The 25630-nt window shown below is 53.6% G+C and carries 17 protein-coding genes and 1 pseudogene; 14 read left to right on the forward strand and 4 right to left on the reverse strand.

Translation table 11 applies throughout. The annotated features are described in order from the left end of the window. Position 1: 1 nt before the first annotated feature. On the forward strand, positions 2-277 hold the full coding sequence (locus A1830_RS03530; protein WP_067701823.1) for a barstar family protein: 276 nt from the start codon (positions 2-4) through the stop codon (positions 275-277). A 100-nt stretch (positions 278-377) separates the two neighbouring features. Beyond that, positions 378-1274 carry a class A beta-lactamase gene (gene bla, locus A1830_RS03535; protein ID WP_067701826.1) on the forward strand — a complete coding sequence of 299 codons (897 nt, stop codon included), beginning with the start codon at positions 378-380 and terminating at the stop codon, positions 1272-1274. A 148-nt stretch (positions 1275-1422) separates the two neighbouring features. On the opposite strand, the gene A1830_RS03540 is transcribed toward bla, so the two are convergent. Genes A1830_RS03540 through A1830_RS03550 form a run of 3 tightly spaced genes read right to left on the reverse strand, consistent with a single transcriptional unit; the run spans position 1423 to position 8359 of the window. After that, positions 1423-3819: a virulence factor SrfC family protein gene (locus A1830_RS03540; protein WP_067701829.1), complete on the reverse strand. Its 2397-nt coding sequence runs from the start codon at positions 3817-3819 to the stop codon at positions 1423-1425. Beyond that, positions 3816-6800 carry a virulence factor SrfB gene (locus A1830_RS03545; RefSeq protein ID WP_067702232.1) on the reverse strand — a complete coding sequence of 995 codons (2985 nt, stop codon included), beginning with the start codon at positions 6798-6800 and terminating at the stop codon, positions 3816-3818. The genes A1830_RS03540 and A1830_RS03545 overlap by 4 nt, the downstream gene beginning before the upstream one ends. Before the next feature lie 2 nt (positions 6801-6802). Then, a complete protein-coding gene (locus A1830_RS03550; RefSeq protein ID WP_067701832.1) occupies positions 6803-8359 on the reverse strand; it encodes an SrfA family protein in 1557 nt (518 codons plus the stop codon). Positions 8360-8652: 293 nt separating this feature from the next. Here A1830_RS03550 and A1830_RS03555 point away from each other — a divergent pair, with 293 nt between their 5' ends. The 12 genes and pseudogenes from A1830_RS03555 (at position 8653) to mqo (ending at position 24050) form a co-directional block, all read left to right on the forward strand. After that, positions 8653-9978, forward strand: a complete 1326-nt coding sequence (locus A1830_RS03555) for a methyl-accepting chemotaxis protein (protein WP_067701834.1) — start codon at positions 8653-8655, stop codon at positions 9976-9978. A 1292-nt stretch (positions 9979-11270) separates the two neighbouring features. After that, positions 11271-12017 (forward strand): hypothetical protein, encoded by a 747-nt coding sequence (locus A1830_RS03560; RefSeq protein ID WP_156484930.1) that lies wholly within the window; start codon positions 11271-11273, stop codon positions 12015-12017. An 89-nt stretch (positions 12018-12106) separates the two neighbouring features. Next, entirely contained in the window at positions 12107-12739 is a 633-nt protein-coding gene (locus A1830_RS03565) for a scabin-related ADP-ribosyltransferase (RefSeq protein WP_156484931.1), read from the forward strand. Between the two features lie 159 nt (positions 12740-12898). Beyond that, positions 12899-13112 (forward strand): annotated as a pseudogene (locus tag A1830_RS23850) (IS481 family transposase); the annotation flags it as partial. A gap of 377 nt (positions 13113-13489) precedes the next feature. After that, positions 13490-15028, forward strand: coding sequence for a BBE domain-containing protein (locus tag A1830_RS03575; RefSeq protein ID WP_231877565.1), 1539 nt, complete (start codon positions 13490-13492; stop codon positions 15026-15028). Positions 15029-15272: 244 nt separating this feature from the next. Further along, entirely contained in the window at positions 15273-16289 is a 1017-nt protein-coding gene (locus A1830_RS03580) for an NADPH-dependent aldehyde reductase Ahr (RefSeq protein WP_067701846.1), read from the forward strand. A gap of 131 nt (positions 16290-16420) precedes the next feature. Then, positions 16421-16714 (forward strand): VF530 family protein, encoded by a 294-nt coding sequence (locus A1830_RS03585; protein WP_067701849.1) that lies wholly within the window; start codon positions 16421-16423, stop codon positions 16712-16714. After that, a complete protein-coding gene (locus A1830_RS03590; protein ID WP_067701852.1) occupies positions 16704-17624 on the forward strand; it encodes an alpha/beta fold hydrolase in 921 nt (306 codons plus the stop codon). The genes A1830_RS03585 and A1830_RS03590 overlap by 11 nt, the downstream gene beginning before the upstream one ends. A 342-nt stretch (positions 17625-17966) precedes the next feature. Continuing rightward, positions 17967-19100: a glutathione-independent formaldehyde dehydrogenase gene (locus tag A1830_RS03595; RefSeq protein ID WP_067701855.1), complete on the forward strand. Its 1134-nt coding sequence runs from the start codon at positions 17967-17969 to the stop codon at positions 19098-19100. A 404-nt stretch (positions 19101-19504) separates the two neighbouring features. Then, on the forward strand, positions 19505-20416 hold the full coding sequence (locus A1830_RS03600; protein ID WP_067701857.1) for an Rpn family recombination-promoting nuclease/putative transposase: 912 nt from the start codon (positions 19505-19507) through the stop codon (positions 20414-20416). A gap of 299 nt (positions 20417-20715) precedes the next feature. After that, on the forward strand, positions 20716-22269 hold the full coding sequence (locus A1830_RS03605; protein WP_082804072.1) for a methyl-accepting chemotaxis protein: 1554 nt from the start codon (positions 20716-20718) through the stop codon (positions 22267-22269). 125 nt (positions 22270-22394) lie between these two features. After that, complete coding sequence (gene mqo / locus A1830_RS03610) at positions 22395-24050, forward strand: malate dehydrogenase (quinone) (protein ID WP_067701860.1); 1656 nt, start codon at positions 22395-22397, stop codon at positions 24048-24050. Positions 24051-24151: 101 nt separating this feature from the next. Here mqo and A1830_RS03615 read toward each other — a convergent pair whose 3' ends face one another. Further along, entirely contained in the window at positions 24152-25627 is a 1476-nt protein-coding gene (locus A1830_RS03615) for a pyridoxal phosphate-dependent decarboxylase family protein (protein WP_067701863.1), read from the reverse strand. Between the last annotated feature and the right edge of the window lie 3 nt (positions 25628-25630).

Genomic DNA, 25630 nt, shown 5'->3' on the forward strand with positions numbered 1-25630 from the left:
GATGAAAAGCGTCAGCTTTGATTTTCGTACCATTGCGGATATGAATGACTTCTACCGTCAGTTCGTCGCTAAATTTGCCCTGGAAGAGGGCTTTGGCGCTAACCTGGATGCGCTATGGGACGCGCTGACCGGCAGCATCGCACTGCCCGTACGCATCACGCTTCACCATCTGGCTGCACATCCGCATGCCGCCCGGTTTGATGCCGCCGTTGCGGTCATGCGTGAGGCGCAGGTGGCGCTGGAAGGGGAACTGGAGCTGAGAACAGGTAAGACCTGATCCCAGGTCAGGCGCACGCACCGGCTCAGTTTCAGGCTCAGTTTCAATTTCAGGCTCAGTTTCAGTTTGGGATAAAAATAAGACCATGAAGGAACGCACAATGATAAATACCTTGCATTGCACGGTGCTGAGAGCGGTGGCGCTGCTCCCCTTACTTCTCGCCAGTCCGCTCCTGTGGGCGTATACGCCACAGGAGGCAGCGGTTATTCAGCAGAAGCTCGCCGTTCTGGAGAAAAATGCCGGAGGACGTCTGGGTGTTGCGCTGATCGATACCGCAGACAATTCGCAGGTTGCCTATCGCGGCGACGAGCGCTTCCCCCTCTGTAGTACCAGTAAGGTGATGGCAGTTGCGGCCGTGCTGAAAAAGAGTGAGGCGGACGACAACCTGTTGCAGAAGCGGCTGGCGATCAAAACGTCCGAGCTGGTTAACTATAATCCCATCACCGAAAAGCACCTTAACAGCGGCATGACCCTGGGCGAATTAAGCGCAGCGGCGCTGCAATACAGCGATAATACGGCAATGAACAAGCTTGTTGGGTATCTGGGTGGACCGGCGAAGGTCACCGACTATGCGCGTTCACTGGGGGATGCTCTCTTTCGACTCGATCGCACGGAGCCGACGCTGAATACCGCAATCCCTGGCGATGCCCGCGATACGACAACGCCGGTGGCCATGGCTGACAGCCTGCGTAAACTGACGCTGGGTCACGCATTGAAGGCTGCGCAGCGTACCCAACTGATCGAATGGATGAAGGGAAATACCACTGGCTCGGAAAGTATCCGCGCCGGTCTGCCGGCCAGCTGGTCGGTGGGGGATAAAACCGGCAGTGGCGACTACGGCAGCACCAATGATATTGCCGTTATCTGGCCTGAAAACCGCGCCCCAGTAATCCTGGTGACCTACTTTACCCAGCCGCGCCAGGATGCGTCCAGCCGAAAGGACGTGCTGGCTGCGGCCGCCAGAATTGCCGTCGGGGGCGGTGAGCCGTATCGGTGAGATAAGCGGCCCGCGGCGGGCCGCTGTTGCTGACAACAGTCGTTAACAACCTGTCCATTGCAGAGACAATAGATACCCTTAGCAGCTTATCCATCGAGAGCTATCAGATACCCTTAGCAGCTTATCCATCGAAAGCTATCGGATACCCTTAACCCCCTATCTTTTGCAAAATAGCCGCCAGCTCGTCACGGTGCGCGCTGCTTATTTCGCGCGCGGCAGACCAGCCAGCATTTTGCATAATGGTTTCATTCAGCCCAACCAGCCAGTCATAGATATAGTAGGCCGCGTGATTATTAGGCTTGAGCGCCAGTCGGGTCAGACGCTGGCCGGGGCCAAGGCTGGCGGTCTGGGTTTCCGGCCTGGCGAAAATTTTCTGCCCGCGATTGATCCGGCTCGCCGGACGATCTGCTTCAGCGACGTGCTGAAAGCCCAGCCAGGCAACAAAATCACCCAGCACGCTCAGCGCACGGGATACCTGACGATCGGCTATCATCTCGGCTGGCGTGCCTGATGCGTCCTGATCGGTGAGCAGCGTAGCCAGCGAGGCTTCAATATCGAGCCTGATACTGGCGGTGATCAGCTCGCCGGTCAGCATTTCCAGCGTGGATTTACTGACCCCCAGCAGCGCCAGCAACTGGCCGCTGTCGGGTAGCTGGCGGAGCAGATTGATCCAGTGGAGGTAAACCCGGCGGGCAAACTCCGTTTCCGACTCCTCAGCGGGCGGCACGTCTGCGGGGTTAAGCAGGCCGGGCAGAGGATCATCGCTGAGCAGGTCGATGCTCATGCCAATGCCAAAGGGATCGTCAGCGCTGGGGATAAGCGCTTCGGACTGCGCGCGACGGGCCGGACGCTGCTGCTGCTGCAGGAAAAGGTGGCGCAGCGTTTCGCGGTCGGGCAGCAGACGCTCCAGCAGTTCGCCATGTACGCCAGTGCGCGACTGCAATGCCTTAAGCAGCGTTTCCGCCACGCGCAAACGCGCTTCCGGCTCCTCTTTATCAGAAGCCTGGAACCAGCGGCCGAGCAGATTGTCAGTCAGCTCACGGCGAACTTCCTCGCGCTGCGCCTGCAGTCGTGCCAGCTTGCTGTCGCGGCGGACTTCGGTTACCAGCCAGCCTGCCATACGCCCGATGCCTTTCTCATCCATTGCCAGCATCGCCCCCCAGGCGTCGCCGGGGTTGCCGACATAACGCTGGACGGCGGCGTCATAGTTCTGACCGTGGGTAATACGCTGATCGAAGGGCGTTAGCGCCCAGATCAGTCCAGGTTTCCGCCCGCTGCGCGCCTGGGCATTTTCTCCCTGAGTCTGCTTAACCCAGTTATCCAGTATGCGGCCCACCCTGGGCGTATCCGCGCGCTGCCCGACCGCGCTGCAAACCATCAGCAGGCAGATATCCTGGTGCTCAGCGGCACGGGTCAGCAGGTAAGGGCGCTTGGCGGTCAGGAAGCGCAGCGCCAGCTCATGGTGCCGGTCGTCTGGCAGAACAGCTGGCTCTTCGAATCCGGGGTAATCCAGCAGATCCACCTGCTCGAAAAGCGTTTCACGCGGTGCGCTGTAGAACGGCAGGCGCACCTCACGCCCCAGCAGGGTCAGCTCTGACAGCGCCACGTTGACCGGCTTCAGCGCGCGACCCTTTTTCTGCGGTACGACCTGAATCACCGGATCGCTGGCGGTATTAAAGTAGCGCAGCCCTTGACCGTTAAGAAGAGTGACCGAAGGATCGTCCAGCACGGCGAGCGGCGCCAGGACATCCGGCGCGCAGGAAAGGTGATGCAGCACATGCGCCAGCTGACGGTAAAGGGCGGTCAGCTCGCTGTCTTCGCCCCACAGCAGCGAAAAAAGACGCGCACGATCGTCGACGCTCAGCATCGGAGCCAGATCAATCGCCAGCGGCCAGAAATGCGTTTCCAGCGCCTTATTGACGCAGAGCGGGTTGGCCGACAGCCGATCCCACAGGGCAACAACATCATTGCGGCTCATGCCGTCAGTCTCTGCTGGCTGTCGTGACATCGACAGCGTTTGCAGACGTTCACCGATCTGTGCTTCATCCATGCGGATCGGCTGCTCACCTGCGCGCCGGGACCAGGCATCGGCCAGAATGCTAACCAGCGCCTCCTCGTTGAGTAACGCCAGCTTCACCGGCCAGCCGTTATCCACCTCCACCTGCTGCCCGGTATAGCGGGTCACCAGCGTACCGGTCTGCTGCTGAGGATTGAGAAGCGTTTCGTCAAGCGTGGCGGCCCCTAAGGCAATTTCCAGCCGACCTTTTTCGCTGGCCGCCAGGGCGTTAATCAGCCAGGACTTGCCTGCCTGTGACAGGCCAAAAAAACCTATCGCACACTCTTTCTCAGCCGCTGCGGCAAGGGCGGAGGCCCGGTTATGCTGACGTCGCAGGCTGACATTTAGCCGGTCGGCCTCCATATCCAGACGCGGAGACGTTTCGCGCGCGCGCGTCAGCCACTCAGTTGAAAGGTCAATTCCATGGGTAATGGCATCCAGTTTTTTTCCAAACTGCGCCGCCAGCTGTTTAGGCGTTAACGGTTTCATTTCTTGTATACGCTCCCGCTGTCAATCCAGTAATGGGTCAGGCCCGTACCGCTGTTTGCCAGGGTATTTAACTTCAGCCGCAGATGTTCGGGCGGCACCAGCGTACCGTCATCCAGCGTGGCTTCAGCGATTTCAAATCGTTCAGGGGCGGCGTTATCCGGCCCCTTTATTGCCGCCAGCCTGATTTTCAATACTTTATCACCGGCCACGCTGCGCGCCAGCAGCGGATCGGCGATGGTCAGGGAATAGAGCGGCGACGCAGGCCAGCGGTCATTATCCAGCTGGCGGAAGCCCAGCGTCAGGGTGCCGCGCACCTGGAAGCGCTGACGGGGATCGAGGGTAAAGGCTTCATCGTCCAGGTCAATATCGGCGTACCAGACGTTGTCGCTGCTCAGTGCGCCGCTGCCGTCCAGCATGCCCAGATAGCGGATGGTGGAGTAAGGCTGAAAATCACCGGCTTTGAACCAGAAGTTAGCCAGGCGCAGATCCAGCGACAGCAGGCAGAGCATCGCACCAACCGCCGCGGTTGATTTTGGATTCTCTATCCGCCCCTGTTTATTAAAGGGGTACCAGTCGTTGGTGTGATAACCGTCCAGTGAGAGAATGCGGCTGACCGGCAGCGGCTGGAGATGGCGAAACAGTGCCTGTACCCCAGGGAAGCGCGATGGGCGGCCGGTTAATAGCAGCACGTCACAGTCATAGACCGCCACCACTTCGGACATCGAGCGCAGGCTGTGGGTGATATTCATCCCCTGGGAGAGAAATTCCGCATGCAGCGCGCTGAGTTTCACTACCAGCGGCACCCGCAGGATATCAAATTCCTCCGCTTCGCCCGGCAGCTCACGCTGGATCTCGCGATTGATATAGTCCAGCAGTTTCGCCGTCGGCGGCTGGGCCAGCAGCTCGCCAACGCGCGCATCAACCTCTGCGTTAAGCTCCAGCGGGTCGAAGCGCTCATAGGCTTCCAGAATCGCCTGGCCCGCCGGCATAAAGATTTGCAGGGTGGCCTGCTGGCGAAGCGTTGACTGACCGTCCAGACGACCTTCATGACCAAACAGACGGGTCATTACGCCCTCCGGATTAGCCATGCCCGCCTGTTTAAACGCGGTTTGCAGCGCCGGCAGCACATACAGCTGAATCACGTCCAGCAGGATATCGTCCCCGGCCAGCTTAAAGCCCTCACGGAACAGCAGGCGCGGCATAATTTTTACGTTATTACCCACGCCATCATCCAGACGGTACTGGGTGATCGCCAGATCGGTGGTACCGCCGCCGATATCAATAGAGGCGATACGCAGCGTTTTACCTGGGGGTTCGTCGGATGCCCGCGCGCGGTCAGGGCGTGCCATGCTGATGAAGAAAGCCTCGGCGCGCCCGCCAAAATTCACCTGAGTTTCATTATACAGATAGACCATCTGCCCGCAGGTGGCTTCATCCCACTCCATCTGCACCTCCGGCACCGGCACCTTGCTTTTCGCCTTATCGGCGGCGCTGCTGAAATCATCGTCAGCCGGGTGCCAGCCCAGGGATTTCCACACCAGCGCAATGGCTTCGTGCATGCGGCGGCGGAAAATTTCACGCTCGGGCTTCGGCATCGCGGAGGGCAGGGTGAGTATAATATTGCGCAGCTGGCGTGGGGCACTGCTGTGCAGCATCTTCTGCCGCTGTGCCGGGCTGTTCATTTGCATCAGCGCCTGAGCCAGCAGCTCAGAGAGCATAAAGCTCATTACCGAACTGCGGCTGTACTGTGGTGAGAAGACCGGCAGACGATCCTCCAGCGGCTGGTTATAGAGCGGCTGGCCCTCGTCATTGACCAGACTGGTCAGCGGGATGGCGGTGGCCGGTGGCTCCTGGGCCGCGCTGCCCGGCGTACGGCTAAAGCGCCAGCCCGGCGTGTAGATCTCTTCGTCCCACAGATAACGACGTGGGCTGGAGATGCCGGTAGCGCCCTCAGTCCCCAGCCGCTGAAGCGCCAGATGGCTGGCTTCGCGCCCGACACGGGTGATCGACGGCCAGATAAAGGCGTCATCGCGCCCGCTCTCCACCGAAAAATTTTGTTTGCCAAAGCTGGCCTGAGCGAACTCCACGCGACTCTCGAACAGTTCGTTATAGACCTGATGCGGGGCGCTGAGGCAGCGAAGATGCAGTTCGTAGGTATGCTTCAGTCCCTGAGGATCGTCAGGGTGATCTTCCACCATAATCCCACAGGTGTGAGAGTTACCCACGTCCAGGATCAGATCGACCGAAATCGCCGGTTCCTGTAGCGTGGCGGCGCTGATTTTCAGTTCGGGCAGCACCAGCTGATGACCCAGCATATGGAGGATATTCAGGTAGTGCGCCTGATACTCAAACTCGCGCAGGGCGGTGCGGACATTCACCTGTGGGCGCTGTTCGATTTTCGCCACCTGCTGGCTGAACACTTCGCGCAGCCAGCCATCGACCCAGGTGTGATCGAGGAATTCGCCCAGATCTTCGCTGCGGTGAGCCAGCGCAAAACTGACGCCGGACTGGGCATCACTCTCATTTAACGCCAGTGATTCATCTTCGCCTTCGGGCCAGGTGCGCGTTTCAAATGCCAGGCAGACGCGGTGCGTTTTACCGTTCTGATCGGGCTTATCCAGCGCGACGATCTGCATACGCGCCCAGTTATCCGGGCCGCTGCTGAAGCTGCGCGGCGGATTGAAACGGAAAAAGGGCAGCGGCAGCCATATCCCTTCCAGCAGTGACAGAGACTGCTCAAGGGGGAAACTGAACTCAGGCTTCACCACTTCCGGCATGCCACCGGCTACCACCGGCAGCAGGTATCGGCCATTCTGCGCGTTAAAGTTCAAACGCAGCAGCGGGCCGTTGGCCGTTTGGCGCACAAACTTGCCCGGCATTTCAGCATCCAGCACCGGCGTCAGGGAAAAGTCGAGGAACTGAATGCCACTGTTCTGAATCAGCGTCATATTCGGTTTAAAATCAGCGATCGTCGCCAGCATCATCATTTACTCTCGCGCTTCATCGTCATCGGTAATATCGTATTGGTATCGTACTGGCCGCTACATTCGGCCGGGCCATTGGCTCCCTGCTTGCACACCAGTTCAGGCATCTGATAGCGCGAGCCGTCGCTGCATTTCGCTTTGGTTCGGCTGTTGATCACCAGGTTGCCTGACTTCATCAGACCGGCATAGACATCCACGCGGCAGCTGATGCCATCGCCCTGAATTATCCGCGCCGTTCCTTTACCATTTTTCATCTGGTAGCGCAGGCTGGGTGGCCTGCCGGTAATGGGATTTTTACCGCCGACGATAACCCGCCAGCCGCCGTTAATAAACCGCGTCGATCCCAGCTTCACCGCATCGGCAGGCATGACTAAATCATCTTTTGCGACCGGGATCGCCGCCGCCGCTTCACTGGTCACTGCGGGTTGTTCAACCGGCGCGGGTACGGCATTTGCCGCCGCGACGGGCAGGGTCGGATTCGCGGAGTTTCCGCTAACCGGTGCGCTAACGGCAGATACCACAGGGGCGGATTTCCCTGCGTCGGCGCCCGACGCACTGGCCGGTTGTTCAGGCCGGGCACTGGCCGCCGCTTCCGCCGCGTTCCCGACCGGCTGCGTCTCAATGGTTTCGCCTGACCGGCGTGTCGTCTCATTAGCCGCAGACTGCTCAGCGGCGCGGGTCGGGGTGACGTCCGGCAGGTTGGTTTTCGTGTCATGCCCATCGGCAGGCCGTGGGGCGCTGGCCTGAGAAGCGGGTGGGGTCGTGGACTCGCAGCCTTTCAGCTGTACGCCCAGCGCGACCAGCAGTGCGGCGGCGGGCAGGGTCCAGCCGTAGCGAAGCAGACTGTTTTTTAACGCAGGTTTCTTTGCGTTTAGTTCGGATAAGGGAGAGGTCGGCGATACGGAAACCGCGGGGGCCGCAGGAAGATCGGCAGCGGGGCTTGTCTGCGTCGCTTCAGGCTCAGCGGGCACCGCCGGGGTAGCGTGACTGGCCGTCAGTACCGGCGCTGGCGCGGCCACCTCAGTGAGTTTTGAAGCGGTCAGTTTTGATAAGACTCGCGGTGGCTGCTCCTCTTCCGTCGCGCGCAGGCACTCCAGGGCGTCCTGACGGGCTTTTTTCTCCGGGCTGACGAATCCCCAGAAGGTGATCACCGGCTTACCGCCCACCAGATACACGTAGTTCGGATCGGGAAACTGCATCGCCCGGGATAACAGCGCGCCAAACAGTTTCTGGCTGGGTTTGTCAGACTGCTGAGCCCGCTGACACATCACGTCAACTGCCTGCTGGCAGGCAATAAGCTGATTGAGTGCATGGGCGCGCGCGGATTCACTGGCGGCCGCCCAGGAGGTAACCTTGCCGGAGACGGGCGAGTACCAGTCGAGACGATCGCCAGCCTCATTGGGCTGGGGTACTGCCAGGCAGTCTGCAATCTGCTGCTGCTTTCTCAGGCGCAGCGTCTCGCGCAGCTGTAGGGCTGACAGGTAAACAGGCTGGCCGTTCTCTCCAAGCGGCAGAACCGCATCCAGACTTCCGCTGCGTAAAAATGATTTTGCCACGCAAAAAGGACCTTTTTAGTCAGATATCCGGTATCAGTGAGTCAGACACGCTCCGGGTTGCTGACCACTTTAGGGGATTTGACTTAAATCGAATGCGGAAATAAGAGGGTAAACAGGCGATTACTTTCCCAATGAGATTGCACAATGCCGCCGGGCGCGGCTGGCGGATCCTGAACCCTGCTAATAGATAGGGTGCTATTATATTTCACGCAATTTAATTATGGAGTTTTTCTGACCTTTGCCGATAGTGTCTTTGTGACGAATATAATAATTATGGCTAATAAGGTTACACCATGAGCGGGACATTAATACCAGGGTTCTTTTCACGCTTCGTCCGCAGCGGGCGTCGACATTCTCAGGCTACGCTGAGCGCGCTTAACGATGCCGTTGCGACGATCGAATTCACGCCCGACGGGCAAATTGTTTCGGCTAATGGGCTGTTTCTGGCCAAAATGGGCTACGGACTGGCCGAGATCGTCGGTCAGCATCATCGAATGTTCTGCCCCCCGGAGTTGATTCGGTCGCCGGAGTATGCACAGTTCTGGCAACGGCTTCGTCGTGGTGAAAGCTTCAGTGATACCTTCCAGCGGCGGGCAAAAGACGGCACCGCGCTCTGGCTGGAGGCGCACTATGTTCCGGTAGCGGATCGTCGTGGACACATCATCAAAATTGTTAAGCTGGCGACCGATGTCACCCGCCGGATTCTGGCCGCGCAGGAGCAGCGGGCAATGACCAATGCCATCAACCGTTCGATGGCGGTGATTGCTTTTACCCCTGAGGGAGAAGTGCTGCGCGCCAATACTAACTTTCTGAAGGCCACGGGATACCAGAGTGCGGAGATAGTCGGTCGGCATCACCGTATGTTCTGCTCACCCGCGCTGTATAACAGCGCTGAATATAAGAAATTCTGGGACAAGCTGGGACGGGGTGACTTCATTTCCGGGCAGTTCCTGCGGGTGGATAAGAAAGGTCAGGCTCTGTGGCTGCGCGCGACCTACAACCCGGTTTTTGATGAAAACAACCGGCTGTATGAGGTGGTTAAATTTGCCACCGACGTCACCGAACAGGTGATTAAAAATCAGCAGGAACGGGACGCCGCCGAGCATGCTTACCAGGCGGCGCTGGAAACGCGCGATAATACCCGACAGGGCGTCAGCGTGATTGAAAACAGCGTCACAAAGATGAATGAAATCGCCCATGAGCTGCGGAAGGTTTCCGAAGATGTGAATGGCCTGAGTACCCAGTCGGCGCAGATTGGGGTTATTGTGGAAACGATAAGAACCATCGCCAATCAGACCAACCTGCTGGCGCTGAATGCGGCCGTCGAGGCTGCGCGGGCCGGAACCCACGGTCGCAGCTTTGCCGTGGTTGCCAGCGAGGTGCGCAGCCTGGCGGCGAACATTAACAGCGCCACGCTGCAAATCGCCAGCGTGGTGGAAAGCAATCAGTCCCTGGCCAGCCTGGCACAGAAAAATATCTCGGCTAACCTGATCCGCGCTGACCAGGGCGTGATGATGGTGCGGGAAGCGGGGAGCGTGATTATTGATATACAAAACAACTCCACTCAGGTGGTTGACGCGATAGGCCAGGTTACACAGCAGCTAAAGAGCGAAATGTAAGGCTAATACGTTTTTTCAGCCCGAAGCATGGCTATCTGGCAGTGGGTTTTTCAGCCATCCCTGCGTATAGCGGCTCGCATTCGAAATCCCTCCGACTCGCAATCGGCGCAAATTTTGCATCACATTAACGACAAGTGAAAAACGCCATCGGTTCACACTAGGCGGTTCTACGTCGGAACCGCCGATATCTCCGTCACCCCGGCAACCCGCGCATCCAGGGTCAATAATTTCATTGCTGCTCTGGAAGGTGCAATGCCCGTTCAGCAAAGTGTATTGCCAGGCCACCTTTTGCCTGTTGCCTTATTCGGGTTGTCATCCTGACCTCGATTAATCGTGTCCGTAAGAGGATCTGACTGTCCAGCAGGAAGCCCTGGCGAAAATCGGTGTCCCTCCGGACCGGATTGATATCGACAGGAGGTTAACGGGATCAAACCGGCAGGGAGTAACTAAATGAGCGAAATGATTGTTTATTGAAAGTAATACATGCACAGGTATGCGATTAAGGTATGTTTAAAAGTAAGAGAGCTCAATCATGCCAGTATCATTGTTACAGCACAGAAAATTAGCCGGAATTCACCAGAATAAGCTTCAAGATAACTTAAGGAAGTATTCCACAACACAGGCTCAGAGCAAAGGCCCAGACCACTCTGCCATCCCGGATGGAAAAATTCACTTCGGAAGTAGTATTCACACTGTCGTCAATTCTAATGATGAACTAAACCGAGTATCGCACCAGACTACAAATCCGAGACAGGGTATAGCAGCCCCGCTGCTAATGCTGCTAAGCCAGGTTCGGTTAGCTGATGGTATTAATTTAATCAGCACTCTCAGGGATTCTATCCCGCAAACCCCATCCAGGGGGGGTTATACTTCAAAATGATCCTCTACGTTTTTCTGGGGAAAATGCATTACCTGTCAGAGATAAAGATACAAATCGATTCCCAAGATATGCCGTATTTGAAAAGAAAACAACGACTCATCCTCCCGTACCTGATGATGTTAAAATTGAAAAACGGGATTTTTCCTGCATTGAAGATCGACAGCATTTAACCTATTCTGATGTATTTAGAAAGGTTGGTAAAACTTTCAGTAATCCGGTAGGTGAACTTGCAAAGGAAGCTCAGGTCATTCATTATTATAACAATTATAAACGATGCCCAACCCCGTAGGAAATAAAAAATATTCAATCAATAACCTCAGTGGTAGACAAACTAATATCGATGGTTACAGCATTACTTCCTGGTAGCATGCCGCTTGTGGTTACACAGAGATTGGGTGGGGCACTATTCAGAATGATGGCTGATGGCATAGATAATAAAAAGCTGAATGTAGATGATTTATCTGAAGCAAACGATCAACTTCTTGCTTTGGGGAAAAGTATTGTAGATTTTTCCCCGAGAAATTCAAAAGGACAAACAATTGAAGGTCAGTTAAGAGTGCCTGAGGGCTTATCTTTTAAAAATAATAAAATACTAGTTAATATTAAAGGGGAAGCTAGGGGGTTGATATCTGAAAATGGTAGATATTTTACTCATATTCATGGTAAGCGTCGAAGAATATCTTACTCTCCGCAAACTAAAAGATGGGAGCAAAAAATAACCAATAAAAACAGAATAATTAAATCCCTAAGTGATAATGTTTACTTTGACCATCACATTACAAATAAGTTAAATGGGGCTATAGACAAAAATACTCTTAGTCGAATTAGTCCAGTTCAGCATGGTATATATAGTGTAACAAGTAAACAGTCTGGAGAATCCTTTCATACGATAAAAGTTGGTGATAAGTTCTATCGTTACATTCCATCAAATGAGAAGGATGTGAGCATAAGCGGTGTCATCAAAGGTGGTAATGAAAATATCAAGGTGTCCCGGTTTGATAAAAGATATTTTATTGTCAATGAAAAAAAGAAGTCATTAGTAAACTATTCACCTTGTCGACTGGCTAGATCTCCTGGGACGTCGTGCTTACATCTTTCTGAAGGCCTGGTGAACAAGCTTAATACGAATAAAAAAATGGAATACCAGCAAGTAAGATAAAGGGACTACAGCCATCTGAAACTCATCCAGGTTTATATGATTCGGAGAAGGGGCAACTTTACTTAAAATACGAAGATGTTTATTTTAAATTGAGTGGGAAATTTGATAAGAGTGCTGAATCGAGATTTGAGGTCATAGGTAAAAAAAGATTTGGCAGTAAAAAAATAACTTCTATTTCTTTTAGCAGAGAGAATGGAAATAACTATATAAATACTCCTGAAGAAAACATGATGGAAAGTACTGGGGTTTCAAGGGGGGTGGCTATGTCACATATTGAAATGCACACTGACTTTACTCCTGTTGATCTTAAACGAACATGGGCCGAGAGCATGCATGGCCCGTTTGATGTGGATAAAAGATTTTCAGCCAAAAGATGGGTTACAAATAAAGAACCCATCATGGTTTATCGGCAGGATAATCGTTCTCTGGATGAAGTAATAGCAGCAGGCGGCTTTTATCCCCAAAAAGAAAAATTAGGTACAATTGAAGACCATATGACTGGTTCACGTGATCAATATTCATATGTTTCCACATCAATTAAAAGGCTAAAAAGCGGATCTTATGGAAAATATGAATATGCTATTTACCTGCAACCACACCAGGGGGTCGATACAGCTGCAACCCTTGAGGTAAGTCACAGCATCCATTCTAAAAGTGTTGAATTTGCCGTTCCGGGAATTATAACTCCAGGGCAAATAAAGGGATGGCGTAAGTGTAACTAAATAGCTGCGCCGAATAGTAGATCACTTAAAGGAAATTCAGCCCGGATTGTGCGATCTGATCAATCGCCAAATATCCCAAACCACCAACCGGACTGAGCGATGCCGATCATAGCACCAATACCCCGCGACGGACGACGCCTGATGCAGAAAGCGATCTATAATTTACTACCGGAGTGGGTACAGGACATGCGCACCTGGGAACCGTACTGTCGCTTTGCCCGGGAGCCAGAATCTCGCAAGGTGGCTATCGATGCTCGCATAAAGACAGGTTACGAAGTCGAACCAGACATGGCTGGGGCTGCTGTGATGCCTTTTTGATGACGAAATGTTTGTGGAATTTGACAGCAAAAAGTGGGGGCCTATTTTCCCACTTTTTGCTCATCCCTCTATAACCCAACCTTCAGGTGGTAATCAAGACCTTAATCATGATGTGTTTTCGCTTTCCATTTGATATACCCTTAAAAAACAAAAAAGGTTATTTTTATAGCATTGATTAATAAATAAAATAAACTCATACTCCATTTGAACTTAAATGCGAAGGGTGTGAGAAACAATGCTCTTTACAATCTTACCAGTTAATATTTTTTATAAACCTGTCTGTATAAAGACTTACATCGAATTATTAGATATAAGGATGCCGGAATGTCGAATCATATCATTATAGACAAGCAAGACGATCGTTATGAAACGCTTAAAAAAGGATTTAATTTAAGATGACCTACGCAAGGGAAAGAAGGCGATTATATTTATATTTGTGATAGTGCTGAATCAGTTCACCGTTCCGCAAATGATGCGCTTGAAAAAGGTTACCGCATTACGATACGAAGTGGTGGACACTGCTACGAAGGCCTTGTATCTAATAAGCTGGAGGGTGAAGAACACCAGCCACTTGCTATCATCGATCTTAGCCTGATGACCGGTATGGAATTTAGTGAGGCGGGCGATGTTAACTCCCCTTACAATACCTGTGAGAAATATAAATTTCGCGCGGCGACGGGCAATCAGAACTGGGACGGTTACAACGCACTGTATAAAACAGCTAACCGAACAATTCCTGGCGGTTCATGTTACTCCGTGGGATCGGGTGGCCATATATGTGGCGGGGGCTACGGTCTGCTTTCAAGACTGCATGGACTTACCGTAGACTGGTTAAGTGGTGTGGATATTCTTGTGCCTGACCTGAATGGCAAGGGACTGGTTTCAAAACATGTTAGCCTGAACAGCACGGGCACTGAACGTGACCTTTTTATCGCCTGCCGCGGTGGCGGCGGCGGCAACTATGGCATTATTCTCAATTATTATTACAAAGATCTACCTCACGCTCCCCGTCAGGCCTATCTGCTCACACTTTCATGGCCATGGGCAAGTTTCACCAAAGAAAAGCTAAAACATTTTCTTAAGGAATACTGGCGCTGGTTTAAAGAGAACGATCGGCACTGGAACAGTAGCGATCCTGCGCTGGCTAATGGTGGGCTTTTTACGCTACTCAAGTTACAGCATCGCTCTACCGGTGATATTAGTTTGTTGATCCAGTATACAGGAACTAACGGGCGGGTTGATGCGCTTAATCAGACCGCGCCACTGATAGATTTTGTTCACCACATGAACAGCGCCGCGGGGACCAATGCTTATGTCGCTTCCATGGAAAACTCGTGGGGGCCAGTGACCAGGCTTCAGGGTAAAGAGGCCAGATTAAGCAACCCACTCAAAGATGCGCGTTTAATGGATTGGTTGTATTTAACTCAAACTATAAACGGTTCAGGTAGCAACCAGTTCGGAAAATATAAATCTTTTTATCAAATAGAGAATTTTACCGACGTTGAAGTTGATGCAATTTGGACTCACTTTAATCAGACCGGTCAGACACATCTTAACCAGGCTCTATTACAAATTGACTCATATGGTGGTTGCGTTAATACAAATGATGAGGTCAGTAATCCCACGGCGGTACATCAGCGACATTCACTATTGAAATCACAGCTGCAGGCTTACTGGACAGACCCGATTAATGAAGATAAGTGTATACGCTGGTGTCAGGATTTTTTTAATGACTTTTTTTCGCAGCAGAATGGTAAGCCCTTTAGCGATAATCAGCGCTATGAAGGTTGTTTTATTAATTATCCTGACGTGGATATGCGGTATATCAGTAATCAACCCGGCACTACAGATACGCGCTGGCTGGAGCTTTACTATGGAGACAAAGTAAATATGCTGATCAATACTAAACGAGCCGTTGATCCTGAAAATATTTTCCGAAGCGAAATGTCAATACCTGTCTCACATCCTTAGCATTTAAAGTAGTCATTCAGTGCACTGTAGATTTAACGTTAATCGTCAGGTCCGGCAGAGATAGCGGGCCTGACGTTGAAGAAGCAGCTTATCAGAAGACATAATTAAGCGAATAGCTGCATAAAAACCCCGCAAAATTTACATCCTGATACACACCACAGGACCAATCACACGTCTGGCTTTATAGCACACCCTCAGGCTTTGCTACACTCACTGCCGATGTTAATGGAATCTGAGGTAACGAATGAAAATCAAAAGCTACGCAGCAATGGAAGCCGGAAAGGCGCTGGAACTGTATGAATACGAACCCGGCGAGCTTAGCGCAGAAGAAGTTGAGGTAGCGGTTGAATACTGCGGCGTGTGCCATTCCGATTTATCGATGATCGATAACGAGTGGGGCATTTCACGCTACCCGACCATTGCCGGTCATGAGGTGGTGGGTCGCGTAACCGCGCTGGGCGAAGCGGCTAAAGAGAAGGGCCTTTCGCTTGGCCAGCGCGTGGGTATTGGCTGGACGGCGAAAAGCTGCCAGCACTGTGACGCCTGTATTAATGGTCACCAGGTCAACTGTGAGAACGGCACGACACCGACCATCCTTAATCATGGTGGTTTTGCTGAGAAGCTGCGCGCCGACTGGCAGTGGGTCATCCCGCTGCCGGAAAAACTGGATGTCGAAAGTGCCGGCCCGCTGCTGTGCGGGGGGATCACCGTCTTTAAACCGCTGCTGATGAGCAATATCACCGCTACCAGCCGCGTGGGTGTTATCGGTATCGGTGGCCTGGGCCACATCGCGATCAAAATTCTGCGCGCGATGGGAGCCGAAGTGGTCGCATTCAGCTCCACGCCGGGCAAAAAGCAGTCAATTCTGGATATGGGTGCCGATGAGGTGATTAATAGCCGCGATCCGGAAGCGCTGAAAAATCAGGCAGGCCGTTTCGATCTGATCCTCAGCACCGTGGCGGTCGATCTGGACTGGAAACCTTACTTTGATGCACTGGCTCCGCAGGGTAAATTCCATACCGTTGGTGCCGTCATGAAGCCGTTCCAGGTCAGCGCCTTCGATCTGATTACCGGAGATAAAGCCCTGACCGGCTCATCAACCGGCTCGCCGGGCCAGCTTCGCTCATTGCTGAAACTGGCATCGCGTGCGGATATCGCGCCGCAGGTAGAGTTCTTCCCTATGTCGAAAATTAACGACGCGCTGGAGCACGTCCGCGCCGGAAAAGCGAATTACCGCGTGGTACTTAAAGCGGATTTCTGACGATTGCCCTGACAATGCGTTAAGATAAACTGAAGCCAGCGCGATTATGCGCTGGCTTTTTTATCGCCAGCTGTCAGAAGAGTTTTTTTCGCACCCCTGGTGAATCCATTTTTCACTTATTCAGGACGTTTATGAACACGCACGCTTCCAAAGATCCTTTACACGGCGTTACGCTGGAAATGCAGATTAACGCGCTGGTAGCAAAATATGGCTGGGGAGAGCTGGGTCGCCGCATCAATATTAACTGCTTCAAAAGCGATCCCAGTGTTAAATCCAGCCTGAAGTTTCTGCGCCGTACCCCCTGGGCGCGTAAGGAAGTGGAAGATCTGTATCTTATGATGCTGAACGCGGGCAGTGAAAAAGCTGCCGTAACGCCCATCGACAGTCCCTGGGGCCAGCGCAGAGATAGCGGGTATGAACGATAACACCTGGATCGACCGGGGACCGTCCCCCTTTATCCCCGGCTTCAGGCTGGGCGATGTGACCCTTGCCAGCGGAGTGAGATTACGGGTTGCGATGGGGGGTAACGGGCCACCTCTGATCCTTCTCCACGGGCATCCACAAAATCATCTTACCTGGCATAAAGTGGCTCCCACGCTGGCGCAGGAATTCAGTGTCATTTTGCCCGATCTTCGTGGTTACGGCGACAGTGATAAACCGCCGGGCGGCGAGGGACACCGCAATTATTCTAAACGCGTCATGGCGCAGGATATAATTCAGCTGATGGACCGGTTAAATTATGACACCTTCATTTTTGTCGGTCACGATCGGGGAGGGCGCGTAGGGCATCGGCTGGCGCTGGATTATCCTGACCGGGTCAGCCGCTGCATATTTATTGATATTGCGCCGACGGCGACAATGTACGCACTGACGGATAAAACGTTCGCCACGCGTTATTTCTGGTGGTTTTTTCTTATTCAGCCTGCACCGCTGCCTGAGAAAATGATTGGTCAGGATCCGGCATTTTTTCTACGCCAACATATTGATGCGCAGAATAAAACGCCAGACGCCACCGAACCTGCTATTTTCGCCGATTATCTGCGCTGTTATCAGCACCCGGATATGCTGCATGCGGTATGTGAAGACTATCGCGCCGCAGCCACGACAGATCTGGAAGACGATGCATCAGACGGCGAAAAACGCATTCAGTGCCCGTTATTCCTGTTATGGGGGGAGCAGGGTACGGTCGGCCAGCTCTATGACGTCATCAGCACCTGGCAGGAGAAGGCCAGAGAGGTAACGGGCGTGGGGTTGCCCTGTGGTCATTCTCCGCAGGAAGAGGTCCCTGGGGAAATGCTGGGGCATCTGCTGCCGTTCCTCAGAAGGAATAACTAGCAAAGAGAAGTGTGAAGAAATATGGCCAGACTTTCTGCGTTTTCTCAGCACAGTGATTAAATATTGCAATCTGGTGGGTGCTCTGCACCGTTATAAATGATGAAAATCAGCAGGCTGACTAAATTAAACGGGCTTGCTTCCCAATATTATATTTTTAAGATTAATCTGCGAAATAGCGGCGGTATCGCTTAGGAATAATCTGCGTAATTATATGTTTGCTAAAATCGCTGAGAGGCTTTTTGTAAGCTTTTCTTAATGCAATGGCGAAATCATTCAGGAGGAACTACGTTTTATCAGGTATCAGTAACGTCATGATGCGATGGCAATATACAGGAGAGAATTATGAAAGCGGTTATTTATAATGGCCCGTACGATGTTTCCGTGAAGGATGTGCCGGATGCAAAAATTGTCAAACCCACTGATGCCCTGATTCGTGTTACCACCACCAATATTTGTGGTTCCGATCTGCATATGTATGAGGGACGAACCAGTTTTGAGCAGGGCCGTATTCTTGGCCATGAAAATATGGGCCAGGTTATTGAGGTCGGCAGCGGCGTTGAGCGCGTGAAAGTAGGCGATTATGTCTGTCTGCCGTTCAATATTGGCTGTGGCTTTTGTGAAAACTGTGAAAAAGGCCTGACCGGCTACTGCCTGACCGCCAATCCTGGCACAGCAGGCGCGGCCTATGGTTTTGCAGAGATGGGCCCCTGGGAAGGCGGGCAGGCCGAGCTGCTGCGCGTGCCTTTTGCAGACTTTAATTGCCTGACGCTGCCGAAAGATGCGGTCGAAAAAGAGGACGATTATGTCATGCTGTCCGATATCTTTCCCACCGGCTGGCATGCAACAGAGCTGGCAGGCCTGCGGGCAGGTGAAAGCGTGGCGATTTACGGTGCCGGACCGGTTGGCCTGATGGCCGCTCACTCAGCCCTGATCAAAGGCGCGGCCAGTGTTTACGTTGTGGATACCCATCCCGATCGCCTGGCGCTGGCCGAGAAAATGGGCGCGACCGCAATCAATGCGGTAGGTGACGAGGCGGTGCAAAAGATCCTGGACCTGACCGATGGCAAAGGAACGGATCGCGGCTGTGAATGCGTAGGCTATCAGTGCTGCAATAAGCACGGTAAAGAGGATAATAGCGCAACCATGAACAGCCTGGTCGCTTCGACCAAAGCCACAGGCGGTATCGGCGCCGTGGGCGTATTTGTGCCACAGGATCCGGGTGGCAGCACCGATCTGGCGAAGGAAGGGAAGATGCCGTTCGATTTCGGCAGCTTCTGGTTCAAAGGCCAGACACTGCGCACCGGTCAGGCGAACGTAAAAGCCTATAATCGTCAGCTTGCCAACCTTATCCATAAAGGAAAAGCCAATCCGGCACAGATTATTTCCCAGCGTCTGAAGCTGGCCGATGCGGCAGAGGGCTACAAGCATTTTGATTCCCGCGATAAAGACTGGACCAAGGTAATCCTTAAACCTTAAGGGGCCTCAGGGTTGAGGTTTCCTGTCCACAGAAGCTGATATCCGCGTTCAGACGTTCAAACCCTCTGAGTAGTCACTCCTCAGAGGGTTATTCCATACCCATGATGGCTGCCATTGCAACAGTCGCTCTCTTCACTGCGCATCGCATTGTAAGGCGACAAGCTACGCTCCCTCTCTTTTCAAAACGCGTCGTTAAGACCTCCTCGTTATTAGTATCAATCATCCCTGAGCTGGGAGTGCCCCGAAAACGATTAATATTAGATATTTTTCTATTTATAACAGCAGATTATAACGATTATTATTAGGTGATTACTTTGCCAGTGGAACAGGCTGAGGCCAGGGTAGCTTTTACCCTATATTTCTGACCTGCCGCCGTGTTGTGCTCACAGAGGGAAGCTGAAAGCATGGAGAAGTACACGCCGATACCGCATGACGCAGCGTTTAAGGCATTTCTGACCCACCCGGATACCGCCAGGGATTTCATTACTATCCATCTGTCGCCTGAACTGCGTACGATCTGCAACCTGTCTACCCTGAAGCTTGAATCGGGGAGCTTTGTTGAAGACAACCTGCGCGCTTATTACAGTGACGTGCTTTACAGCCTCAAAACCTGTGCCGGTGATGGCTACATTCACGTGCTTATTGAACACCAGTCAACACCCGATCGGCATATGGCTTTTCGGTTGATGCGCTATGCGATAGCGGCAATGCAGCGCCATCTGGACGCCGGGCATAAAAAGCTGCCACTGGTTATCCCTGTGTTGTTTTACACAGGCCGGCGTAGCCCATACCCCTTTTCTACCAACTGGCTGCAGGAGTTTGATGATCCCGGGTTGGCCGGTAATCTTTATGGCAAGGCATTTCAACTGGTAGACGTGACGGTTATTCCTGATGATGACATCATGAATCATCGCAGCATGGCGGCGCTCACGCTGCTGCAAAAACATATTCATCGCCGTGACCTGAGCGATTTATTGGATCGGCTATCAACAGCGTTGCTGGGCAGCAACCTGACGGGACAACAGCTGGTTTCGCTGATAAACTATCTTGTACAGGCGGGTGAAACGGATGACGCCGAAGCCTTTGTACGTAACCTGGCGCAAAAAGTGCCGCAGCATGGGAACGAATTGATGACGATTGCGAACCAGCTTGAACAGAAGGGTATTGAGAAGGGTATTGAGAAGGGTATGCAGCTCGGTGAACAAAAAGGAAAGCAGGATGTTGCACGTAACCTTCTTAAAGCGGGCATGCCGCTGCATTCGGTAAAAGATCTGACTGGCCTCTCTGATGATGAACTGGAACAAATTTGCCACTGAGTACGTTATTCCTGTGCAGCGTACAGCATGACTGATTCACGCATTAACGGACGGCTAAGGGCCTCGGAACCGTTACGGCATAGCGCCTGAGCCCAAAACACATCCTGTGTTCTACCTCGGATCTGTCTGTGATAAGTCTCACATCCTGTGATCCCAACCACTTTATGTCGGGCAACTGATGTTCCCGCTGCATAAATACTACGATGCATATCACATTTAGCCTCAATAAGTTTACATTCTGCTAACAAACTCATTCGATTTTGCCGATAACCCGATAACCTCCCAAAGAGATTATCGCTATGCTGAAAAATATCCGTCTCACCACTCTACTGCTGGTTTCAGGTTTGTGCCTGTTGGGGGTTTTTCTCGCCTCTGCACTGCTCAGCGCACATTATTTGCAGCGTAGCGCCAATTCTCTCAAAAACCTGAACCGTGAGGTATCGGCCACTCTGGGCGTGGCCGATACCACTAACTGGATGCGGGCAGCCCGAACCACGCTGCTTGCTGCGGTGCCACACGTGACGGACAGCGATCCTCAGGCGCTCAACAGCGCGCTGAAGCAGGCGCGCTTCTATTATGATGGTGGCATGAAATTTATGGTGGCCTATCAGGCGGCGCCGAAAATGCCCGGGGAGCAGCTGCTGGCAAATGAGCTGGCCGCACGCTATACGGACTATACCGGGCAGGGCGTCAGTGCGCTTTTCACTGCATTGGAGAAAAAGGATGTCCCCCTTTTCCTGCAACTGGCGGGTACCCGGGTGGTAGCGCTGGACGAAGCCTACCGCGTACCGCTTGATAAGGTTATCGCTCTGCACAAACAGGCTTCAGTCGAAATCACGCAGCAGGCGGATCGCGACAGCTGGACAGCCCGCCTTGCCGCGATAGTCTCATTCGGTCTGTTTATTCTTACCGGCCTGGTGATTGCGATGCTGCTGCGGCGCGTGCTGATAGCACCCCTGCGTCGGGCAGGAGAAGTGGCGACGGCAATAGGTGAAGGCGATCTGACCTCCCGCTTCCCGCCCGCCCGCAATGATGAAGTGGGCAGGTTGTTACAGGGGCTGGAAGGGATGCAGCGGAGCCTGAATACGCTGATGGGCGAAATAGTGCAGGGCGTCGGAGAAGTCGCGCGCGTCACCGCGCAAATCAGCGACGGTAATCACAGCCTTTCAAGCCGCACCGAGCAGCAGGCCGCTGCGCTGGAGGAGACCGCAGCCAGTATGGAACAGCTCTCTTCTACCGTTACCCTGAACGCGGCGAATGCGGATGTGGCAAGCGGCGCGGCGGCATCGGCATCGGCCACCGCCCGTCAATGCGGAGAAGCCATGCAGGATGTGGTTCGCAGCATGAGCGATATCCGTACCAGCGCCACGGCCATCAGCGAAATCACCTCGGTGATTAATGGCATTGCTTTCCAGACCAATATTCTGGCGCTGAACGCCGCCGTTGAAGCTGCGCGGGCGGGCGAGCAGGGACGGGGTTTTGCGGTTGTCGCTAATGAGGTTCGCACGCTGGCGCAGCGCAGTACGCACTCAGCGCGTGAGATTGAAAAGCTCATTGCCGATTCAAATCTGAACGTCAAACAGGGAGAAGAGAAGGTTGCGCTGGTCACACGCACGACCGAAGAGATTATCACCTCTGTGACCGGCGTGACCTCGCTGATGAGTGAAATTGCGTCTGCCTCCTCTGAGCAGAGCAAGGGCATCAGTCAGATTGGCGTGGCGGTCACCGAAATGGACAGCGTCACCCAGCAAAATGCCACCCTGGTGCAGGCCTCGGCGACGGCAACCACCATCCTGGAGGAGCAGGTGCAGTCACTGACCGGCATTATCAGTCGTTTCCACCTGCAGGTTTAGTAACTAAATAAAACGACTTCCAACATTAATAATTAATTAACTAAAAAACCACCAACCATTAAGTAACAATATTTTAATATTCCGGGGATATTTTTAACCCTTTTAGACAAAAGTGTAGAACCCTGATGACTAAAGCAACAAAACTCGCCACCACGCTTTCGCTGGCAGCGCTACTGGTCTGTACTGCCACCCGCGCAGAAACTGCGCCAGAAAAAACGGATGTACTGCTTATCGGTGGCGGTATTATGAGCGCGTCCTTAGGGACCCTGCTCGAGACGTTACAGCCGGGCTGGAAACAGCTGATGGTGGAAAAACTCGACGGTGTGGCCCTTGAGTCTTCTAACGGCTGGAACAACGCGGGCACGGGTCACTCTGCTAACATGGAGCTGAACTATACGCCGGAGCGTCCGGATGGCACGATTGATTTCAGTAAAGCCCTGGAAATCAACGAAGCCTTTATGATTTCCCGGCAGTTCTGGACCACTCAGGTGCGTAACGGCGTGCTGAGCAATCCACACTCTTTTATCAACTCGACGCCGCATATGAGTTTTGTCTGGGGTGACAAAAACGTTGAGTTCCTGACTAAGCGTTACGCAGCCCTGCAAACCACCACGCTGTTCCAGGGGATGAAGTTCTCTACCGACCATAAGCAGATTGAGCAGTGGGCGCCATTAATTATGGAAGGACGCGATCCGCAGCAGAAAGTCGCGGCGACGTGGACGCCGGTGGGCACCGATGTTAACTACGGTGAGATAACCCGGCAGCTGGTAGGCAGCCTGAAAAAGAATGATAACTTTACGCTGAAAACCTCGGCGGAAGTGACAGAATTTAAGCGTAACGACGACAACTCCTGGCACGTGACCTACAAAGATGTGAAAAGCGGCGAGCAACACGTTGTCGATGCAAAATATGTCTTTATCGGCGCGGGTGGGGGTGCACTGAAGCTGCTGCAAAAAACCGGCATTCCGGAAGGCGAAAACTATGCCGGCTTCCCGGTAGGCGGCTCATTCCTGGTGACCGAAAATCCGGCTATCACCAGCCGTCATCAGGAGAAAGTGTACGGTCAGGCTTCGGTAGGCGCACCGCCGATGTCCGTGCCACATCTTGATGCCCGTTATCTCGATGGCAAGCGCGTGGTGCTGTTTGGGCCGTTTGCGACCTTTTCAACTAAATTTCTCAAAAATGGCTCGCTGTTTGATCTGCTGAGCACCACCACCAGCCATAATGTTATCCCCATGACCCACGTGGGTATGGATAACTTCGACCTGGTGAAATACCTGGTCGGGCAGGTGATGTTGACCGACGAGGACCGCTTCGAATCGCTGAAGGAGTACTATCCCGATGCGAAGAAAGAGGACTGGAAACTGATTCAGGCCGGGCAGCGCGTGCAGATCATTAAAAAGGACGCGGATAAGGGCGGCGTGCTCAAGCTGGGTACTGAAATTGTCACCGATAAACAGAAAACCGTGGCGGCACTGCTTGGCGCATCCCCGGGCGCCTCTACCGCCGCGCCAATTGCGATTAACGTGATTGAGAAACTGTTCCCCGAGCAGTTTAAGTCGCCTGAGTGGCAGAGCAAAATACGCTCAATTGTGCCGAGCTATGGTCAGAAGCTGAATGGCAACGTTGCCCTGACGCAGAAGGTCTGGGACGATACCGCCTCCACGCTACAGCTGACTAAGCCGCCGGTGATTCAGATGGGTGATAAAGCCAGCGACGCACCAGCTGACGCCGGTCAGCAGAAAAAAGCGGCTGCGGCCGGGCATGATATGGCGCTGTAAGCCATGGGGCACCTGGTCGGGGTGCCACAGCTAAAACGCTGCCTAAAAAAAAGCCCGCAGGACATCATCCTGCGGGCTTTTTGCTATTCACGGCGGGAGAGCTACACCGTCAGCAGCTGTCCGGCGGTGCGTTCAACCAGCGTCAGCAGGACTTTGATATCCTCCAGCGTGACGGTCGGGTTTAGCAGCGTCAGTTTCAGGCAGGTGACACCGTTAAATTCGGTGACGCCAACGTTGGCGCGGCCCGACTCCAGCAGGGCATCGCCAATCCGCTGATTAAGCAGCGCGACGGCGGCATCGTTATGACTGCCTGCCTGCTCCGGCGAGCGATAGCGGAACAGCACGCTGGCCAGCTGTGGCGGCATCACTAATTCGAGCGAGCTTTGCTCGCTGACGTAACCGGCAACCTGCTGCGCCAGCGTCACGCCGTGATCGATAATGGCCGCGTACTGCTGCTGTCCCAGCGCTTCCAGACCCATCCACAGTTTTAACGCATCAAAACGGCGGGTAGTTTGCAGCGATTTGGAAACCAGATTCGGTACGCCCTGGGCTTCATCGAACTCGGAGTTCAGATAGGCAGCCTGATAGCGCATCAGCTCGTAGTGGCGCTCATCTTTCAGCAGGAAAGCGCCACAGCTAATGGTCTGGAAGAACTGCTTGTGGAAGTCCAGGGTAATGGAATCCACCAGGTCAATGCCGTCCAGATAATCACGATACTTTTCGGACAGCAACAGCGCGCCACCCCAGGCCGCATCGACGTGAACCCAGATTTGGTGTTCTGCCGCCAGCGTGGCAATGCTGCGCAGCGGATCGATAGCACCGGCATCGGTGGTACCTGCCGTGGCGACAATGGCCAGGATCTGCTCACCCCGGGCCTTCGCCTGCGTGATTTTCTCTGCCAGATCGTTCACGTCCATCCGCGCCAGCGCGTCGGTTTTCACCAGCGTGACCGACTGGTAGCCCAGGCCCAACAGCGCCATGTTCTTCTGCACCGAGAAGTGTGCGTTTTCAGAACATAACACCCTGATTTTGCGCAGGTCGCCGACCAGGCCATCCTGCTGAATAGCATGGCCCTGACGCGCAAAGAAGGCATCGCGTGCCAGCATCAGCCCCATCAGGTTGCTCTGCGTACCGCCGCTGGTAAAGACGCCCGCCTCACCGTGCGGGAACCCGACCAGTCCGCGCAGCCATTCAATCAGCTTCATCTCAATGATGGTGGCGGAAGGGCTCTGATCCCAGGAGTCCATGCTCTGGTTGCTGGCGTTGATCAACACTTCCGCCGCCTGGCTGACCACCAGGCTAGGGCAGTGCAGATGCGCCACGCACTGCGGATGATGCACCGACAGGCTGTCTTTCAGAAAGTATTCAATCGCGCGCTCAATGGCGACCTGGTTGCCCAGGCCCTGAGGATTAAAATCCAGCGCGATGCGCTCACGCAGTTCAGCGACGGTTTTGCCCTGATACATCTCAGGCTGCTTAAGCCACTCGACCACCGCCTGACTGCTCTGCGCAATCGCCTGCTGGTAGGCTTCGATACTCTGCGCAGAGCCTGCCAGAATTGGGTTTGACCCGGACATTAC

The organism is Erwinia sp. ErVv1 (genome assembly GCF_900068895.1).
GTDB lineage: Bacteria > Pseudomonadota > Gammaproteobacteria > Enterobacterales > Enterobacteriaceae > Erwinia.

Excerpts from the sequence above, each read along its gene's own strand:
- A1830_RS03585 (WP_067701849.1), top strand. The coding sequence starts at position 16,421 with ATGAACACGCACGCTTCCAAAGATCCTTTACACGGCGTTACGCTGGAA.
- bla (WP_067701826.1), top strand. The coding sequence starts at position 378 with ATGATAAATACCTTGCATTGCACGGTGCTGAGAGCGGTGGCGCTGCTC.
- A1830_RS03595 (WP_067701855.1), top strand. The coding sequence starts at position 17,967 with ATGAAAGCGGTTATTTATAATGGCCCGTACGATGTTTCCGTGAAGGAT.
- mqo (WP_067701860.1), top strand. The coding sequence starts at position 22,395 with ATGACTAAAGCAACAAAACTCGCCACCACGCTTTCGCTGGCAGCGCTA.
- A1830_RS03600 (WP_067701857.1), top strand. The coding sequence starts at position 19,505 with ATGGAGAAGTACACGCCGATACCGCATGACGCAGCGTTTAAGGCATTT.
- A1830_RS03545 (WP_067702232.1), bottom strand. The coding sequence starts at position 6,800 with ATGCTGGCGACGATCGCTGATTTTAAACCGAATATGACGCTGATTCAG.
- A1830_RS03615 (WP_067701863.1), bottom strand. The coding sequence starts at position 25,627 with ATGTCCGGGTCAAACCCAATTCTGGCAGGCTCTGCGCAGAGTATCGAA.
- A1830_RS03605 (WP_082804072.1), top strand. The coding sequence starts at position 20,716 with ATGCTGAAAAATATCCGTCTCACCACTCTACTGCTGGTTTCAGGTTTG.
- A1830_RS03555 (WP_067701834.1), top strand. The coding sequence starts at position 8,653 with ATGAGCGGGACATTAATACCAGGGTTCTTTTCACGCTTCGTCCGCAGC.
- A1830_RS03560 (WP_156484930.1), top strand. The coding sequence starts at position 11,271 with ATGATGGCTGATGGCATAGATAATAAAAAGCTGAATGTAGATGATTTA.
- A1830_RS03530 (WP_067701823.1), top strand. The coding sequence starts at position 2 with ATGAAAAGCGTCAGCTTTGATTTTCGTACCATTGCGGATATGAATGAC.
- A1830_RS03590 (WP_067701852.1), top strand. The coding sequence starts at position 16,704 with ATGAACGATAACACCTGGATCGACCGGGGACCGTCCCCCTTTATCCCC.
- A1830_RS03580 (WP_067701846.1), top strand. The coding sequence starts at position 15,273 with ATGAAAATCAAAAGCTACGCAGCAATGGAAGCCGGAAAGGCGCTGGAA.
- A1830_RS03540 (WP_067701829.1), bottom strand. The coding sequence starts at position 3,819 with ATGAAACCGTTAACGCCTAAACAGCTGGCGGCGCAGTTTGGAAAAAAA.